Source organism: Micromonospora sp. NPDC003944, assembly GCF_053605225.1.
The window spans coordinates 60,879-76,146 of sequence record NZ_JBSGIV010000022.1; the positions used below are offsets into that span (position 1 = coordinate 60,879).

The 15,268-nt window shown below is 69.1% G+C and carries 14 protein-coding genes; 6 read left to right on the plus strand and 8 right to left on the minus strand.

Going from position 1 to position 15,268, the window contains the following annotated elements; all coding sequences use genetic code 11:
* Positions 1–87 precede the first annotated feature (87 nt).
* The 4 genes from ACWER9_RS13760 to ACWER9_RS13775 all read right to left on the minus strand — a co-directional run bounded on the left by ACWER9_RS13760 (position 88) and on the right by ACWER9_RS13775 (position 6,030).
* Positions 88–1,191, minus strand: a complete 1,104-nt coding sequence (locus ACWER9_RS13760) for a substrate-binding domain-containing protein (protein WP_452302163.1) — start codon at positions 1,189–1,191, stop codon at positions 88–90.
* 54 nt (positions 1,192–1,245) lie between these two features.
* Positions 1,246–2,544, minus strand: coding sequence for a multiple monosaccharide ABC transporter permease (gene mmsB, locus ACWER9_RS13765; protein WP_145784450.1), 1,299 nt, complete (start codon positions 2,542–2,544; stop codon positions 1,246–1,248).
* Positions 2,541–4,088, minus strand: a complete 1,548-nt coding sequence (gene mmsA, locus ACWER9_RS13770) for a multiple monosaccharide ABC transporter ATP-binding protein (RefSeq protein WP_452302164.1) — start codon at positions 4,086–4,088, stop codon at positions 2,541–2,543. The genes mmsB and mmsA overlap by 4 nt, the downstream gene beginning before the upstream one ends.
* Before the next feature lie 763 nt (positions 4,089–4,851).
* Complete coding sequence (locus ACWER9_RS13775; protein ID WP_452302165.1) at positions 4,852–6,030, minus strand: glutathione-independent formaldehyde dehydrogenase; 1,179 nt, start codon at positions 6,028–6,030, stop codon at positions 4,852–4,854.
* 72 nt (positions 6,031–6,102) lie between these two features.
* On the opposite strand from ACWER9_RS13775, the gene ACWER9_RS13780 reads away from it, so the two are divergent.
* On the plus strand, positions 6,103–6,393 hold the full coding sequence (locus tag ACWER9_RS13780) for a hypothetical protein (protein ID WP_452302166.1): 291 nt from the start codon (positions 6,103–6,105) through the stop codon (positions 6,391–6,393).
* Positions 6,394–6,398: 5 nt separating this feature from the next.
* On the opposite strand, the gene ACWER9_RS13785 is transcribed toward ACWER9_RS13780, so the two are convergent.
* The 3 genes from ACWER9_RS13785 to ACWER9_RS13795 form a co-directional block, all read right to left on the minus strand.
* Positions 6,399–6,791, minus strand: coding sequence for a PPOX class F420-dependent oxidoreductase (locus ACWER9_RS13785; RefSeq protein ID WP_452302167.1), 393 nt, complete (start codon positions 6,789–6,791; stop codon positions 6,399–6,401).
* Positions 6,792–6,990: 199 nt separating this feature from the next.
* Positions 6,991–7,221 carry a tautomerase family protein gene (locus tag ACWER9_RS13790; RefSeq protein WP_452302168.1) on the minus strand — a complete coding sequence of 77 codons (231 nt, stop codon included), beginning with the start codon at positions 7,219–7,221 and terminating at the stop codon, positions 6,991–6,993.
* Positions 7,222–7,248: 27 nt separating this feature from the next.
* Complete coding sequence (locus tag ACWER9_RS13795) at positions 7,249–7,965, minus strand: SDR family NAD(P)-dependent oxidoreductase (protein ID WP_452302169.1); 717 nt, start codon at positions 7,963–7,965, stop codon at positions 7,249–7,251.
* 68 nt (positions 7,966–8,033) lie between these two features.
* Between ACWER9_RS13795 and ACWER9_RS13800 the strand changes: the two genes are divergently transcribed.
* From ACWER9_RS13800 to ACWER9_RS13810, 3 genes are all read left to right on the plus strand, one after another.
* Positions 8,034–8,654: a TetR family transcriptional regulator C-terminal domain-containing protein gene (locus ACWER9_RS13800; protein WP_452302170.1), complete on the plus strand. Its 621-nt coding sequence runs from the start codon at positions 8,034–8,036 to the stop codon at positions 8,652–8,654.
* A 112-nt stretch (positions 8,655–8,766) separates the two neighbouring features.
* Positions 8,767–10,509 (plus strand): ATP-binding cassette domain-containing protein, encoded by a 1,743-nt coding sequence (locus ACWER9_RS13805; protein ID WP_452302171.1) that lies wholly within the window; start codon positions 8,767–8,769, stop codon positions 10,507–10,509.
* Positions 10,499–11,965: an aminotransferase class V-fold PLP-dependent enzyme gene (locus ACWER9_RS13810; RefSeq protein WP_452302172.1), complete on the plus strand. Its 1,467-nt coding sequence runs from the start codon at positions 10,499–10,501 to the stop codon at positions 11,963–11,965. The genes ACWER9_RS13805 and ACWER9_RS13810 overlap by 11 nt, the downstream gene beginning before the upstream one ends.
* Positions 11,966–11,975: 10 nt before the next feature.
* Here ACWER9_RS13810 and ACWER9_RS13815 read toward each other — a convergent pair whose 3' ends face one another.
* Positions 11,976–12,374 carry a hypothetical protein gene (locus tag ACWER9_RS13815; protein WP_452302173.1) on the minus strand — a complete coding sequence of 133 codons (399 nt, stop codon included), beginning with the start codon at positions 12,372–12,374 and terminating at the stop codon, positions 11,976–11,978.
* Positions 12,375–12,765: 391 nt separating this feature from the next.
* On the opposite strand from ACWER9_RS13815, the gene ACWER9_RS13820 reads away from it, so the two are divergent.
* Entirely contained in the window at positions 12,766–14,022 is a 1,257-nt protein-coding gene (locus ACWER9_RS13820) for a family 16 glycosylhydrolase (protein ID WP_452302174.1), read from the plus strand.
* 168 nt (positions 14,023–14,190) lie between these two features.
* A complete protein-coding gene (locus ACWER9_RS13825) occupies positions 14,191–15,213 on the plus strand; it encodes a DUF4331 family protein (protein WP_452302175.1) in 1,023 nt (340 codons plus the stop codon).
* Positions 15,214–15,268: the final 55 nt, after the last annotated feature.

Below are 15,268 nucleotides of genomic sequence, written 5' to 3' on the forward strand. Positions count from 1 at the left end.
CCGTTTGGCGCAGGGGTTCGGGGACGACGATGGGTCCCGGAAGAGGAGACCCGGGACCCATCGGCGTTGCTACCTACCGTGCGGTGATTACTTGGTGAGCGGCGCGAGCTTCGGGTCGTTGGCGTACGCCTCGGCCGCGTTCGCCTTGGTGACGGCGACCGGCGGGAGCAGGAACGTGTCGACGACCTTGCTGCCGTTGTTGTAGGACTTGGTGTCGTTCACCTGCGGGGCGTTACCGGCCTGGAGAGCCTTGACCATGTTGATGGTCTCCTTCACCAGGTTGCGGGTGTCCTTGTTGATCGTCATGTACTGCTCGCCCTTGACGATCGACTTGACCGACTCGACCTCGGAGTCCTGACCGGTGACGACCGGGGTCGGCTTGCCAGCGCCCTTGACCGAGGTCAGGATCGCGCGGGCCAGGGTGTCGTTCGGGGAGAGGACGCCGTCCAGCTCCTTGCTGCCGTAGGTCGAGGTCAGCAGCTGGTCCATGCGGGCCTGCGCACCCTCGGCCTTCCAACCCTGGATGGCGGTCTGCTTGACGTCCTTCTGGCCCGAGGCGACGACGACGTTGCCCTTGTCGATCTCCGGCTTGAGCACGTCCATCGCACCGTTGAAGAAGACACCGGCGTTGTTGTCGTCCGGCGAGCCGGAGAACAGCTCGATGTTGTACGGGCCGTTCGGCTTCTTGGCCTTCATGCCGTCCAGCAGGGCCTGGCCCTGGAGCTGGCCGACCTTGAAGTTGTCGAACGCGACGTAGTAGTCGAGGTCCGGCGTGTTGGTGATGAGGCGGTCGTACGCGATGACCTTCGCGCCGGCGGCGTGCGCCGCGGCGACCTGGGTCGACAGCTGCGCGGCGTCGGTCGCGCCGATGACGATGACCTTGGCGCCCTTGGTGGTCATGGCGGTGATCTGGGCCTGCTGGTCGGCGACCGTGGTCGACGCGCCGGCGTACTGCACGTCAGCCTGGAAACCGGCCTCCTTGAGGCCGTTGGTGAACAGGTCACCGGCGAGGACCCAGTTCTCCGAGGTCTTGGCCGGAAGGGCCACGCCGATCAGCGAGTTCGCGGCGAAGCCCTTGGCCTCGCCCTTCGAGCCCGCGTCGTCGCCGTCGCGGCCGGAGCCGCAGCCCGCGAGGGCCAGCATGGCGGCGGCGCTGACCGCGACCACCGACGTGCCAAAGAATTTACGCATGGTGAGGACTTGCCTTTCTTGAAGGTGAGACGGGTGGTGAGAGTTCGGTGGCCGTCAGCCGGACACCGCTGCCTTGGCGGGCTCGCGCTCCGCGTCCGGCGGTGAGGCGGGTGGGGCGGAGTCCTCGCGGCGGAACGGCCGCATCAGGCTCCCGATGATGGAGAAGCGCCCCTGGCTCTTGTTGTAGACGTCGATCGCGACCGCCAGCAGTAGGACCAGGCCCTTGATGATCTGGACGCGGTCGGTGCCGACGCCCATCAGCTGCAGGCCGTTGTTGAGCACGGCCATCACGAGACCGCCGACGATCGAGCCGCTGATGGTGCCGATGCCACCGGAGACAGCCGCACCACCGATGAAGACCGCGGCGATGGCGTCCAACTCCCAGCCGTTGCCGTCCTGCGGGCCGGAGGCCGCCGAACGGGCCACGAAGATCATGCCGGCCAGCGCGGCCAGGACGGACATGTTCATCATGACGAAGAAGTTGACCCGCTTGAGCTTCACGCCGGACAGCTCGGCCGCCCGGGAGTTGCCGCCCACCGCGTAGATGTGCCGGCCACCGGCCGTGTTGCGGGTGTAGAAGGAGTACGCGATCACGAGGAGCACCAGGATGATGCCGGAGATCGGGAAGCTGGTGCCGACGCGACCACTGGCGAAGCGCAGCGCCGCGAAGGCGATCACCCCGACCATGACGGCCATCCGCAGGATCGAGATCCACATGGGTGCCGGGTCGGCATCCATCGCCCGACGGGTCTTGCGGGCCTGGAGCTCCCGCCACACCACGGCCACCGCCGCGGCCAGGCCGAGCAGCAGCGTCGCGTTGTTGTAGCCGGTGTTCGGACCGAACTCGGGCAGGAAGCCGGAGCCGATCTCCCGGAAGCCCTCCGGCACCGGGATCGTGTTGGCGTTACCGATGAACTGGTTGCCACCACGGAACAGCAGCATGCCGGCCAGGGTCACGATGAACGCCGGGACCCCGATGTACGCCACCCAGAAGCCCTGCCAGGCGCCGATGATCGCGCCGATCGCGAGGCCGAACAGGATGGCGACGGGCCAGGGCAGCGACCACTCGGCCATCGACTTGGCCACCAGGATGCCCGCGAAGGCGGCGACCGAGCCGACCGAGAGGTCGATGTGCCCGGCCACGATCACCATGAGCATGCCGATGGCCAGGATCAGGATGTACGAGTTCTGCTGGAACAGTGCGATCAGGTTGTCCGATCGCAGCGTCAGGCCGTCCGTCAGGATCTGGAACAGGACGACGATCGCCACCAGGGTGAAGATCATCCCGAACTGACGGGCGTTGGAGGTCGTGCCTCCGAACAGGTTCTTCTGAAGGTCCTTGATACGGCTCATCGGGTGGCCAACTTCTTCGTCGAGGTCATCTGCTTCATGAGGGTCTCCGGGTTCGCGTCCGCCCGGGCGATCTCGCCCGTGATGGCGCCCTCGAACACGGTGTAGATGCGGTCGCAGAGCCCGATCAGCTCAGGCAGCTCCGAGGAGATGACGACGACGCCCTTCCCCTGGTCGGCGAGCCGCTGGATGATGCCGTAGATCTCGTACTTCGCACCCACGTCGATGCCGCGGGTCGGCTCGTCGAGGATCAGCAGGTCCGGGTCGGTGAACATCCACTTGGCCAGCACGACCTTCTGCTGGTTGCCACCGGAGAGCTTCGAGACGCCCTCGTCGACGGTCGGGGCCTTGGTCCGCAGCTCCTTGCGGTACGCCTCGGCCGCCTGGTACTCCTCGACCTCGTTCAGGACGCCGTGGTGCTGGATCTTGGACAGCTTGGCGGCCACCGTCGACGTCTTGATGTCGTCGAGCAGGTTGAGGCCGATCGCCTTGCGGTCCTCGCTGACGTACGCGAGCCCGTTGTCGATGGCGTCCGCCACCGACTTCAGGACGATCTCCTTGCCGTCCTTGATGATCGTGCCCGACTCGTACACCCCGTAGGAGCGGCCGAAGACGCTCATCGCGAGTTCGGTGCGGCCCGCGCCCATCAGACCGGCGAAGCCCACGATCTCGCCGCGGCGCACCACGAAGCTCTCGTTCTTGCAGACCTGCCGCTCGGCGGAGATCGGGTGCCGGACGTTCCAGTTGCGGACCTCGAAGAAGACGTCACCGATCTTCGGGGTGTGGTCCGGGAACCGGCTGCTCAGCTCACGGCCGACCATGCCCCGCACGATCCGGTCCTCGTCGACCCCGTCCGCCTTGACGTCGAGGGTCTCCACGGTCCGGCCGTCGCGCAGGATGGTGATCTGGTCGGCGATCGCCTCGATCTCGTTCAGCTTGTGCGAGATCATGATCGAGGTGATGCCGCGGGAGCGGAAGCCGCGCAGCAGGTCCAGCAGGTGCCGGGAGTCGGCCTCGTTCAGCGCGGCGGTCGGCTCGTCCAGGATGAGCAGCTTGACGTCCTTGGCGAACGCCTTGGCGATCTCCACCAGCTGCTGCTTGCCGACGCCGATGTCCTTGACCAGGGTGTCCGGGTCTTCTTCAAGACCGACCCGGGCCATCAGGTCAAGCGCCATCCGGTTCGCGGCCTTCCAGTCGATCGCGCCCCGCTTGCGCGGTTCGTTGCCGAGGAAGATGTTCTCGGCGATCGACATCCCGGGGATGAGCGCGAGCTCCTGGTGGATGATCACGATGCCGGCGTTCTCGCTGGCCCGGATGTCGGAGAACTTGCTCTCCGACCCCTGGTAAACGATCTTGCCGTCGTAGCTGCCGTGTGGGTAGACCCCGCTGAGCACCTTCATCAGCGTGGACTTGCCCGCACCGTTCTCGCCGCAGATGGCATGGATCTCGCCGGCGCGAACCACCAGGTTGACGTCGGAGAGGGCCTTGACTCCGGGGAACTCCTTGGTGATGGAGCGCATCTCAAGGAGGATCGGCACGTCGCTCATAGCTCGTACCACCTCGCCAACGTCATCGGTTGCCTCCGGAAGGTTGAACCTTCACTTGGTTTTGTTGTTGACGGCAACGTATTGCGGCCGGAGGGTCATCCGCAAGGCGAGGGCCTGTTGAAAAAGTAACAATCCGGCAATATAGACGTAGCACAGTATTCGCCCGTCACAGCCGCCTCCATGGCCACCCAGGGCACCTTGGCCTGCCGGTGGCAACGTTGTCAAATGGAAGATGGGCCCAAGATCGGCTCCGGTCACCACCGAGAGGCCCGTCACCAGGCACGATCCGCCGCCAGCCCGAGCGGGCGCGACGACAGGCGCCCTCGCCACCATCGAGTGATCGTGACCCAACGGTAACGTCGGCACCTCGCCCACGACGACACCACGCCCCTCGCCCGACGGTGTGACCCACGCCTCTACGCGCGGGCCGAATCGACGACTGTCGTCTCGCCGGACGCCCCACCAGCAGACGGACATGCGCTCAACGTCCCCTAAAGAGCGGATCGGGAAGTTCGCCGCCACCCCGCGGGCACTCCCTCAAGCGCCGCCGCAAACCAGTGCACCCCGCCTCGCCCACGTCGCCTCGTCGATCATGGAGTTGTGGCGGGTGACAAAGCACTCACAGAACGACAAAGCAGGCACCACAACTCCATGATCGATGGGCCAGGACGCCCCTTGCCCGCGATCTTGCACTTTCTGTCGCGACACAAGGGGCGTATCACCCCATGTCGACAACCGAAACCGCAAGATCGGCGAGGGGCCGTCAGGACGGGCGCAGCACCACCTTGATCACCCCGTCCTCCCGGCGGTCGAAGCGGCGGTAGAGCTCGGCGGCGTCGGCGAGGGTGCCGTGGTGGGTGACGACCATGCTGGGCCGCGCCCGGCCCGCGACGACCAGATCCCGCAGCAGGACGGTGTAGCGGCGGTCGTGGGTACGGCCGAACCGGACCGCGACTCCCTTGCTGAACAGCGCACCCCAGGGCGCGACGATGTTCTCGTGGTTGTCCGCACCGGGGCCGGGGTGTGGGTCCCGGTCCGGGTACACGCCCGCGACCGCGATCGCGCCAGCGGCGTTGACCAGCCGGGCCGCGTCGGTGATGACCTGGTTCGGACGCTCCCGGTCAGGGTGCTCCCGGTCGCGGGCCTGGAACCCGACCGCGTCGATGACCTTGTCGACTCCGCCCACCTTCTCCTCGCCGAGGGGCAGCCCGGTCCGGGCCCGGTCGGCGCGGATCTGCTCAACGGGGTCGCCCCGGCGGAAGTCGATCGGCACGGCGCCGATCTCGCCGGCCTTGTCGAGCCGGGCGTCGACGCCGTCGACGCAGTACACGACCCGGGCGCCGCGCAGCAGCGCCGAGTAGGCGCCGAGCAGACCGACGGTGCCAGCGCCGAACACCGCCACGGTGTCGCCGGGCTCGACCTCGGCGAGGGTGGCGGCAGCGTGCCATCCGGTGACGAACGCGTCGGCGAGCAGCACGAAGTCGTCCTCGTACGTGTCCCCCGGCTCGCCCGGCAGGGGTACGCAGTTGGCGTCGGCCCACGGCACGCGCAGCAGGTCGGCCTGCGCCCCGCGGTACGGGCCCATGCCGGCGTACCCGTATGCCGCACCCGGCCCTTCGGCGCGGGCTCGCAGACAGGCCGCCGAGAGCCCGCGAGCGCACATCACACACGTGCCGCAGAACAGGTGCGTGGGGATCACCACCCGGGTGCCCGGCCGGACGGTCTGCACGGCGGCGCCCACCTCCTGCACCACACCCAGCGGTTCGTGACCGAGCACCAGACCGGGCTCGGCGCTGGTTCGCCCGTCGTACATGTGCAGGTCGGTGCCGCACAGGGCGGTGGAGGTGATCCGAACGAGCACGTCGGTCTCCGCCTCGATCGTCGCGTCGGGCACCTCCCGCACGTCGACAGTCCGGACGCCCGCGTACACGACGGCTCTCATCCCGGCTCTCCTGTTCGGCGGCGGAACGGCCGGTCTTCCCCCGGGCGGGCCGTTCATGCCCGTCCCGGGGCGATGTGTATCGACAGGTACCGTGCCGCCTTCGAACGCGTCGACCCCGCCGCGATGGCGGCGGCCCTGAACGACGTGTCGCGGGTTCCGGCTGAGATCGTCAACGCGATGGCCGCCGGTCGTCGGGTGCCTGACCCGGTCGAGGCGCGCCGCTCGGCGGTCGGCTGGTTGCACCAGCTCGAGGCAGTCCCCCAGGACAGCACGGACATCACCAGGTGGTCCGCGATCGCCGTGCCGACCCTGGTGGCCGACGCGCTGCGGCAGTTCTTCAGCGAGGTGGCGGCAGCCGCCTGACGCCGTCAGCCCATCGCCCGCACCCGGTCAGGCTCGATGGTCAGGATGATCCGAATCTGGTCACGGCCGCCGAACCACGGGTACGGCCCACCGAGGTAGCGCTGGGCCAGCCGGTCGATGTGCTCCGCGGCGCCCTCGGTGCTGGTGCGCACGACCCGCCCCCGGACCTCGTGGTAGCGGCCCGGCTTCTGCGGGTCGGAGACCGCCACCGCAACTCGGGGGTCTCGCCGGACGTTCCGGGTCTTCTGGTGGGTCTCCACCGTGTTGATCAGGATGTGCGTGCCGTCGGTGTCCACCCAGGTCTGGGTGAGCTGTGGTGAGCCGTCAGGCATCAGCGTCGTGACGAAACAGGTGCTCGGCTCGCGCAGCAGCGTGAGCAGGTCCTCGGGCAGATCCATGAGTCGGTCTCCTTCCGGGTGACCAACCACGTGCTGATCACGGGTCAACGGTCGCACAGCATGATCAGTTCCGCCGGGTGGCGGCGGCCGGTGATCCACCGGCGCGCGAAGCCGTCGCGCGGGATGTCTCACCGGCCGTCGCCGGGCAGGATCCTCGCCATCGAGGTGGACGTTCCGCCAGGCTGGCGGACATCCGGTCCTACTGGTGCGCCTGTTGCTTGCGGAACTGTTCGACCGGGAGGCCACCGCGACCCCAGTTCTCGGTCTCGACCTCGTCGATCACCACGAAGGTCGACGTCAACGGCTTGTTGAGGACGTCGCGCAGCAGCTCACTCACCCCCTTGATGATGGCGGCCTTCTCCTCGGCGGTCGCCGCGGTCGCGCCCGGGGTGCTGCCCTCGCGGGTGATCTGGATGTTCACAATCGGCATGGTCGCTCCTTCTCGGTCTGGCCGGAGTCAGTGACCGGCGTTCTGGCCGCCGTCGACGTGCAGGATCTCGCCGGTGACGAACGGGGCGGACTCGAGGTAGACGACGGCGTCGACGACGTCGCTGGTCTCGCCCATCCGGCCCACCGGGTGCAGACCCGCAAGCGTCTGGTGCGTCTCGACCGGGTGCATCGGGGTCTTGATGACGCCCGGCGCGACGGCGTTGACCCGTACACCGCGACCCGCGTACTCGATGGCCAGCGACTTCGTCGCCGAGCTGAGACCGCCCTTGGTCAGCGAAGCGAGCACCGACGGGACGTTCGAGTTGGGCTGGTCGACGAAGCTGGTCGTGATGCTGACGATGTGACCGGCGCCGCTGGCCAGCAGGTGCGGCATGACGCGCCGGGTGAGGTGGAAGAAGCCGGCGAGGTTGATCCCGGTGACCTGGTCGTAGTCCTCGTCGGTGTAGTCGGTGAACGGCTTGGCGACGAAGACGCCGGCGTTGTTCACCAGGGTGTCGATCCGCCCGAAGTGGTCCAGAGCGGCACGCACCACCCGTTCGGCCGTGTCGGCCTCGGCGATGTCGCCCCGAACGGTGACGATCTCCGGGTCGTCGGAGGCACCGATCGAACGTGAGGTCGCCACGACGCCGTACCCGAGCTTGCGGTAAGCCTCCACGAGGCCGGCGCCGATGCCCTGCGAGGCGCCGGTGATCACAACGACCTTCTGTCCCTGAGCGCTGTTCATGAGGAAACCACCTTCCCTAGACGACTGGTCTACTAAAAGCTAGACGACTGGTCGTGTATCGTCAAAGCATGGGACGGACCAGTGACGCGAAGAACAAGATCCTCGACGCGGCCGCCGCGCTGATCGAGCAGCGCGGCTACACGGCTCTCGGCGTCGCCGAGATCTGCGCGGCGGCCGGCGTGCCGAAGGGCAGCTTCTACTACTTCTTCGAGTCCAAGCAGGCGCTCGCCCGCACCGTCATCGACGAGCACTGGGTCACCCAGCGCCGCCAGTGGGAGCAGGTGCTCGGCAGCGAGCGCGACCCGCTCCAGCGGCTCCGCGACCTGTTCGAGGCCACCGAGGAGGTCCAGCGCGTCGGCAAGCAGAAGGCCGGAGTGGTCGCGGGCTGCCTGTTCGGCAACCTCGCCCTCGAACTCAGCAACCGGGCCGAGGAGATCCGCGGTCGACTCCAGGAGATCTTCGAGGAGCAGATCAGCCTCATCGAGCAGGTCGTCGCGCAGGCGAAGGAGCGCGGCCTGGCCGGCCCGTCGGTGGACACCCGGGAGGCCGCCCGATCGATCGTCGCCCAGATCGAAGGGCGGGTCCTGCTCGCGAAGCTGCTCAACGACCCGACCCAGTTGGAGACGCTGTGGCGCAACTGCCTGGATCTCCTCCAGGTGCCGGCGCAGGCGCGGAGCACCACTGACTGAACGGGCGACGGTCGCTGACCGTCCACTCCGGGCGTACTGCGCGGTCGCTCAGTAACATCGGCGAGGCACGATGTGCAGGCGGACCACTTCCCGACCGGATCGAGCACTCGACATGACGACCGAGCAGACCACGTCTCCCCCGCGTGCCGGCGTCGGCATCGCCGCTCAGGGGATCACCCGGAGCGTCCGGAGCGGTCGCCAGATCCTGGCCGACATCTCCCTGAGCATCGTGCCGGGCGAGTTGGTCGCGATCATCGGTGCGAGTGGCGCCGGCAAGACCACCCTGTTGGAGGTCCTCGCCGGGATACAGCGACCCACGACGGGCACCGTGACGTACGACGGCGCCACCGGGGCCGGCGCGATCGGCGTCGTTCCCCAGGACGACATCATCCACCGCGAGCTACCCCTGGCCCGCACCCTGCGGTACGCCGCCCGGCTGCGCCTCCCCTCCACCACCGGGGCGACCGAGATCGGTGACCGGGTCGCCGAGGTGCTCGCCGAACTGCGACTCACCGACCGGGCCGCCACGCCTGTCGGGCTGCTCAGCGGTGGTGAACGCAAGCGCGCCAGCATCGCCGTCGAGTTGCTCACCCGGCCCGGTGTGTTCTTCCTCGACGAACCCACCTCCGGGTTGGACCCGGCAATCGCCGTGGAACTGCTCCGGGTGCTCCGCGCGCTCGCCGACACGGGAGCGACGGTCGTGCTGACCACCCACCAGGTCACCGACGTGGACCACTGCGACCGGATCGTCGTGCTGACCCGTGAGGGCCGCCTGGCGTTCACCGGCACCCCGGCCACCGCCCGGGAGTTCTTCGGCCTGCGGTCCCTCGTCGAGGTGCACCTGCGGCTCGACGAGGTGACGCAACCCACCGAGTGGCCCGACCGCTTCGCCGCGCAACGTACGAGCGAGCAGCGTACGACCGAGCAGCGTACGACCGAGCAGCGTACGACCGAGCAGCGTACGACCGAGCAGCCGACCCGCCCGACCGACGACGGCGGCCTCGTCGCGCCGCCTCGACGGGTCGGCCGGCTGCGCCAGTGGGCGGTCCTCACCGCGCGCAACTCGGAGATCGTCGTGCGCAACCGGCTGACCCTGGCGATCCTGCTCGGCTCCCCGCTGATGGTGCTCGGCATGTTCGCGCTGCTGTTCCGTCCGGGGGCGTTCGCGCCGACCAGCCCCAGCCCGACGGTGACCGTGATGATCCTGTTCTGGATCGCGTTCGGCGGCTTCTTCTTCGGGTTGACCTACGGGCTCCTCCAGATCTGCACCGAGCTGCCGGTCCTCCGCCGGGAGCGGCTGGCCGGGGTCCGGCTGTCCCCGTACCTGATGGCGAAGGTGGCGGTGCTCCTGCCGCTGCTGGCCCTGGTGGACCTGGCCCTGCTCGGGGTGCTGCGCGGCATGGACCGGCTGCCGCCGGTCGGCGGAAGCGACTTCGCCGCCCTGTACGCGACCCTGCTGCTCTCCTCGGCGGCGGCGCTCGCCCTCGGTCTGCTGTGCTCGGCGGCCGTCTCCGACGCTGCCCAGGCGACGCTCATGCTGCCGATGCTGTGCTTTCCCCAGGTGCTGTTCGTCGGGGCGATCCTGCCGGTGCCGGCCATGGCGGTCGGCGGGCAGTGGCTGAGCTACGCGATGTCGAACCGGTGGGCGTTCGAGGGGTTGGGGCACACCGCCGGGGTGGAGCGACTCTGGCGCGACGGCGGCTCCCCGCTCGGCCCGCCGCTGCTTGCCACGTACGGCGACAGCCTCTCCCGGCCGGTGTGGGTCGACTGGCTGGTCCTCGGCGGGTTCGTGCTGCTCTTCCTGGGTGCGGCCTGGGCGGTCCTGCTCCGACGGGATCCCCGCCGTGCGTCCTGAGCCGGGCGTGCACGCCTCCCCCACGACGTTGCCGGGGTACGCCGCCACCGGCCGCATCGACGAGCTGCGCGCCACCGAGTACCGGCACCTGGACACCGACGGGCAGGTGTACCTCGACTACGCCGGGGCCGGTGTGGCGGCCCAGGCCCAGGTGCGCGCCCACCACGACCGGCTGCTCGCCGGCCTGTACAGCAACCCGCACTCGGAGAACCCGACGAGTGTGGCGGCGGGTTCGCTTGTGGAGTCGGCGCGGCGCGCGGTGCTCGACTTCTTCCGCGCCGACCCGGCCGAGTACACGGTCGTCTTCACTCCGAACGCCAGCGGCGCCTGCCGGCTCATCGGCGAGGCGTACGAGTTCGGCCGGGCCGCCCCGCTGGTCCTGACCTGGGACAACCACAACTCGGTGAACGGCATCCGCGAGTACGCCAGGTCGGCCGGCGCCACCGTGCGCTACGTGCCGCTGAGCGGGCCGGAGCTGCGGGTCGCCGAGTCGGAGCTGGTCGCGGCGCTCGACGCCGGACGGGGCGGCCTGACCCGTCGGTGGGTTCGGTCGGGTCGTCGGGGGCTGTTCGCCTATCCGGCCCAGAGCAACTTCTCCGGGGTGCAGCACCCGCTCGACTGGGTGGAGCTGGCCCACAAGCGGGGCTACGACGTGCTGCTCGACGCCGCCGCCTTCGCTCCGACGAACCGGCTGGACCTCAGCGTCGTCAGGCCGGACTTCGTCTGCCTGAGCTGGTACAAGCTCTTCGGCTACCCGACCGGGGTCGGCGCGCTGCTGGCCCGCCGCACGGCGCTGGCCCGGTTGCGCCGGCCGTGGTTCGCCGGCGGCACCATTCGCGCGGTCAGCGTGCAGGGCGACTGGCACCGGCCGATGGACGACGAGTCGGCGTTCGAGGACGGCACGCTCAACTTCCTGAGCATCCCCGACGTGGAGTTCGGGCTGCGCTGGCTCGACTCGATCGGCGTGGACGTCGTGCGCTCCCGGGTCGGCCTCCTCACCGAATGGCTGCTGGGGCGGCTGGCCACCCTGCGGCACGACAGCGGTGGACCCCTGGTGGAGGTGTACGGGCCGACAACGGGTGCGGGGCGTGGTGGCACGGTGACGTTCAACCTCCGTCACCCGGACGGCACGCTCGTCGACGAACGGCTCGTCGCACGGGAGGCCGCGGCGGCCGGCTTCTCCCTGCGTACCGGCTGTTTCTGCAACCCCGGCGCGGGCGAGGGCGCGTTCGGCATCAGCCGGACGTCGACACGACAGCGGCTGTTGGCGCGGGTCGGCACGATCGATGAGTACCTCGCCGCGCTGCGTCTGCCCACGGGTGGCGCCGTTCGTGTCTCGTTCGGACTGGCCTCCACGGCGACCGACGCGGAACTGTTCGTCGCCTTCGCGCAGTCGACCTACCTCAACCGCGAGGTCGGTGCCGAGTCACCCCTGCCACCTCGGCTGCGCTGCTGACCGGCCCGCGCTAGCTGACCTGGGCAACCGGCGATGGGCGGTGCGTGATCTCCTCCATGAACGGGAACCGGGCGGTCAGCTCGGCGACGGTCAGACCGGCCCGCCAGGCCGCAGCCACCTGGGCGACCTTCAGCAGGTCCATCACGTCACCGCGGGCGAGAACCTCCCCCGAGACGCGAAGATCGATCATGAAGTATCGGGCCTGCGAGCCCAGCTTGACGCACACCACACCCTCGTCGGAGTGCAGTTCGGCGCAGGTGAAGCGGGCCCGCCCCTGCTCCGGAGCGGTCACCCGGCCGACGTCGAGCCCGTGGTGGGTGGCGGTTTCGATGAGCGCGAGGGCCAGGCCACCCCGCTCGACCAGATCCGGGTAGAGGCGCACACCCAGCGCCGTCGACGCCTCGCTCATGACTGACTCCCACTTCCTTGTGACAGAGACCAGCAGCGCGCAGGTTACGGGAACGTTTCCAGCACGCCTCGCCATCCTGTCCCGCGTGGACGCCCCACGGCAATAGGAAGGGTCGATTCGACCGCTATCGAGTAACCCGCCGCCCCCGGCCGAACTCCGTCGATGGGCACGCCGAGCCCTTGGACGGACCAGCGCCGTCCATCTCGGAGGTACCGGCCGACTCGGCCCCGGTGGCCGACACTCGCTCACTCGTTCGCATCGGGCGGTAACGGACGGTCGTAATATTGGAAACACTCTTGACAGAAAGACACGATATCGACATGCTTCGCTTTAGAGAGCGCTCTCTATCCTGGTAGACCCCCTTCACCACCCCCACGCTGAGGAGCCTCCCGTGTTCACAGCCCGGCCCAGCCTCCGCTTCCGTCCCCTCGTACTCCTGGCGGTCGCCCTCGTCGCGACCACGACGGCGCTCGTCGTCCCGGCGCACCCCGACCGGGCCGAGGCCGCCATCGGCCCGATCAGCTGGCAGGACGAGTTCAACTCCCCGGCCGGTACGCCCGTCGACCAGAACAAGTGGCGGTTCGACATCGGCGGCGGCGGATGGGGCAACAACGAGCGGCAGTACTACACGAACAGCACGAGCAACGCCGTGCACGACGGCCAGGGCAACCTCGTCATCACCGCCCGCCGGGACAACCCCGCCAACTACCAGTGCCACTACGGGCGCTGTGAGTACACGTCGGCGCGGTTGCTGACGGCGGCCACCTTCACCCAGACGTACGGGCGCTTCGAGGCCCGGATCAAGATCCCGCGCGGTCAGGGCATCTGGCCGGCCTTCTGGATGCTCGGCACCGGCGGCGGGTGGCCCGACGCGGGCGAGATCGACATCATGGAGAACATCGGCCGGGAGCCCAACACCGTCTACGGCACCGTGCACGGGCCCGGCTACTCCGGCGGCGGTGGCATCACGGGCAGCCGCACGCTCGGCGCGCCGCTCGCCGACGCCTTCCACACCTACCGGGTGGACTGGGAGCCGAACGTGATCACCTGGTACGTCGACGGAGTGCAGTACCACCGGGTCGACCCGGCACGCCTCGGCGGCAGCCGCTGGGTGTTCGACCACCCCTTCTTCATGATCCTCAACGTGGCGGTCGGTGGTAACTGGCCCGGCTACCCGGACGGCTCGACCCAATTCCCCCAGCAGATGCTCGTCGACTACGTCCGGGTGTCCAGCTACACCTCCGGCGGGGGCGACCCGGCTCCCGGCACCAGCCGGATCCGGGGCGCGCAGAGTGGCCGCTGCATCGACATCCCCGGCGCCAACCCGGTGGAGGGCGCCAAGCTCCAGATCTGGGACTGCAACACCACGGCGGCCCAGAGCTGGACCTTCGCCTCCGACGGGACCGTCCGCGCGATGGGCAAGTGCATGGACCCGGCCTGGGCCGGCACCGCGAACGGCACCGAGGTCAACCTGGTCAGCTGCAACGGCAACACCGCGCAACGCTTCACCCTCAACGCCGCCGGCGACCTGGTCAACCTCAACGCCAACAAGTGCGTGGACGTACGGGAGGCCAACCCGAACAACGGCGGCAAGCTGCACCTGTGGGACTGCCTCGGCGCCGCCAACCAGAAGTGGTCTCGGATCTGACGACACGGGCGCGAACCGGTGGGCCGTCCGAGGACACCTCGGGCGGCCCACCGCCGTGCGGGCCCCGCTCCCCCCGCCTGGACCGGATTGACGCGATGGGCCGGGAGCCAGGCTCACGCCCACTATGTTCGGATTAGTCCAGAATCCGGCAGTTCCGGGAGTGAGCCCATGTCGCACCACCTCGATACCCCACTCGCCGCCCAGGGCGGCCAGTTGTACATCGACGATCTGTACGTCTTCAACGGCGACCGCGCCACGGTGTTCGTGATGGACGTCAACAGCTCGGTGACCAAGGCCGACATCAAGCGCGGCTTCCACGCCGAGGCGCGCTACGAGATCAAGATTCACATCAACGGCACCGAGGTGGAGGACCTGACCTACCGGTTCGCCTTCGGCGAGCCGGACGGCGACGCCCGGCAGGCCCTCCAGCTGTACGAGCTGACCGGCGCGGACGCCCGCGACGACGCCGCGATGGGCACCCCGGTCGCCGAGGGCCGGACCGGCGAGGTGACGACCGGCGGCAACGTCCGGATCTGGGCCGGGCGGATCACCGATCCCTTCTTCGTCGACCTCGACGAACTCGCCACCATCAACGGCGCGGTCAAGAACGGTTCGCCGGTGGACCGCTCGGCGTGGCGGGTCGACCAGGCGAAGAACAGCTTCGCCGGCACCACCGTCGAGTCGATAGTCCTCGAGGTCTCCCATGACGAGCCACTCCTGCGCGACGGCACCGAGATCGGCGTCTGGTGCCGCACCATGCTGGCCACCGACGCCGGCGGCTGGCGGCAGATCAACCGCGCCGGGCACCCGATGATGTGGCCGATCTTCTGGCCCCACGACACCGACTTCTCTGACCCCGCCAACTTCAGGCACCCCGGCAGCGACCTCACCGAGGGCGGCGAGGAGATCGCCAACGCGGTCGCCGGGGTCGTCAAGGCCAACGGCACCGCACCGGACCCACAGGCGTACGGCTGGAGCGTCGCCCGGCAGCTCTACCCGGACCTGCTGTCCTACAAGGTCGGCACGGCCGCGAACTTCGGCTTCGCGGTCCGCAACGGCCGCGCCCTGGCCGACAACGCACCAGAGGTGATGTTCTCCCTGGTCCTCAACACCGGTACCACGTCCGGTCTCAGCTCGGAGGTCACGAAGGCCGCCCGTTCGGCCACGTTCCCGTACGTGGTCCCGGCCTGAATCTGCTCGCGGGGCTCGGCGGCCAGCACGGCGCCGAGCCCTTGCCGTGCCCGCT

Coding starts and splice junctions, on each gene's coding strand:
- ACWER9_RS13775 (WP_452302165.1), bottom strand. CDS start 6,030: ATGAGAGCCGTCGTGTACGCGGGCGTCCGGACTGTCGACGTGCGGGAG.
- ACWER9_RS13825 (WP_452302175.1), top strand. CDS start 14,191: ATGTCGCACCACCTCGATACCCCACTCGCCGCCCAGGGCGGCCAGTTG.
- ACWER9_RS13800 (WP_452302170.1), top strand. CDS start 8,034: ATGGGACGGACCAGTGACGCGAAGAACAAGATCCTCGACGCGGCCGCC.
- ACWER9_RS13805 (WP_452302171.1), top strand. CDS start 8,767: ATGACGACCGAGCAGACCACGTCTCCCCCGCGTGCCGGCGTCGGCATC.
- ACWER9_RS13760 (WP_452302163.1), bottom strand. CDS start 1,191: ATGCGTAAATTCTTTGGCACGTCGGTGGTCGCGGTCAGCGCCGCCGCC.
- mmsB (WP_145784450.1), bottom strand. CDS start 2,544: ATGAGCCGTATCAAGGACCTTCAGAAGAACCTGTTCGGAGGCACGACC.
- ACWER9_RS13780 (WP_452302166.1), top strand. CDS start 6,103: ATGTGTATCGACAGGTACCGTGCCGCCTTCGAACGCGTCGACCCCGCC.
- mmsA (WP_452302164.1), bottom strand. CDS start 4,088: ATGAGCGACGTGCCGATCCTCCTTGAGATGCGCTCCATCACCAAGGAG.
- ACWER9_RS13785 (WP_452302167.1), bottom strand. CDS start 6,791: ATGGATCTGCCCGAGGACCTGCTCACGCTGCTGCGCGAGCCGAGCACC.
- ACWER9_RS13795 (WP_452302169.1), bottom strand. CDS start 7,965: ATGAACAGCGCTCAGGGACAGAAGGTCGTTGTGATCACCGGCGCCTCG.
- ACWER9_RS13815 (WP_452302173.1), bottom strand. CDS start 12,374: ATGAGCGAGGCGTCGACGGCGCTGGGTGTGCGCCTCTACCCGGATCTG.
- ACWER9_RS13790 (WP_452302168.1), bottom strand. CDS start 7,221: ATGCCGATTGTGAACATCCAGATCACCCGCGAGGGCAGCACCCCGGGC.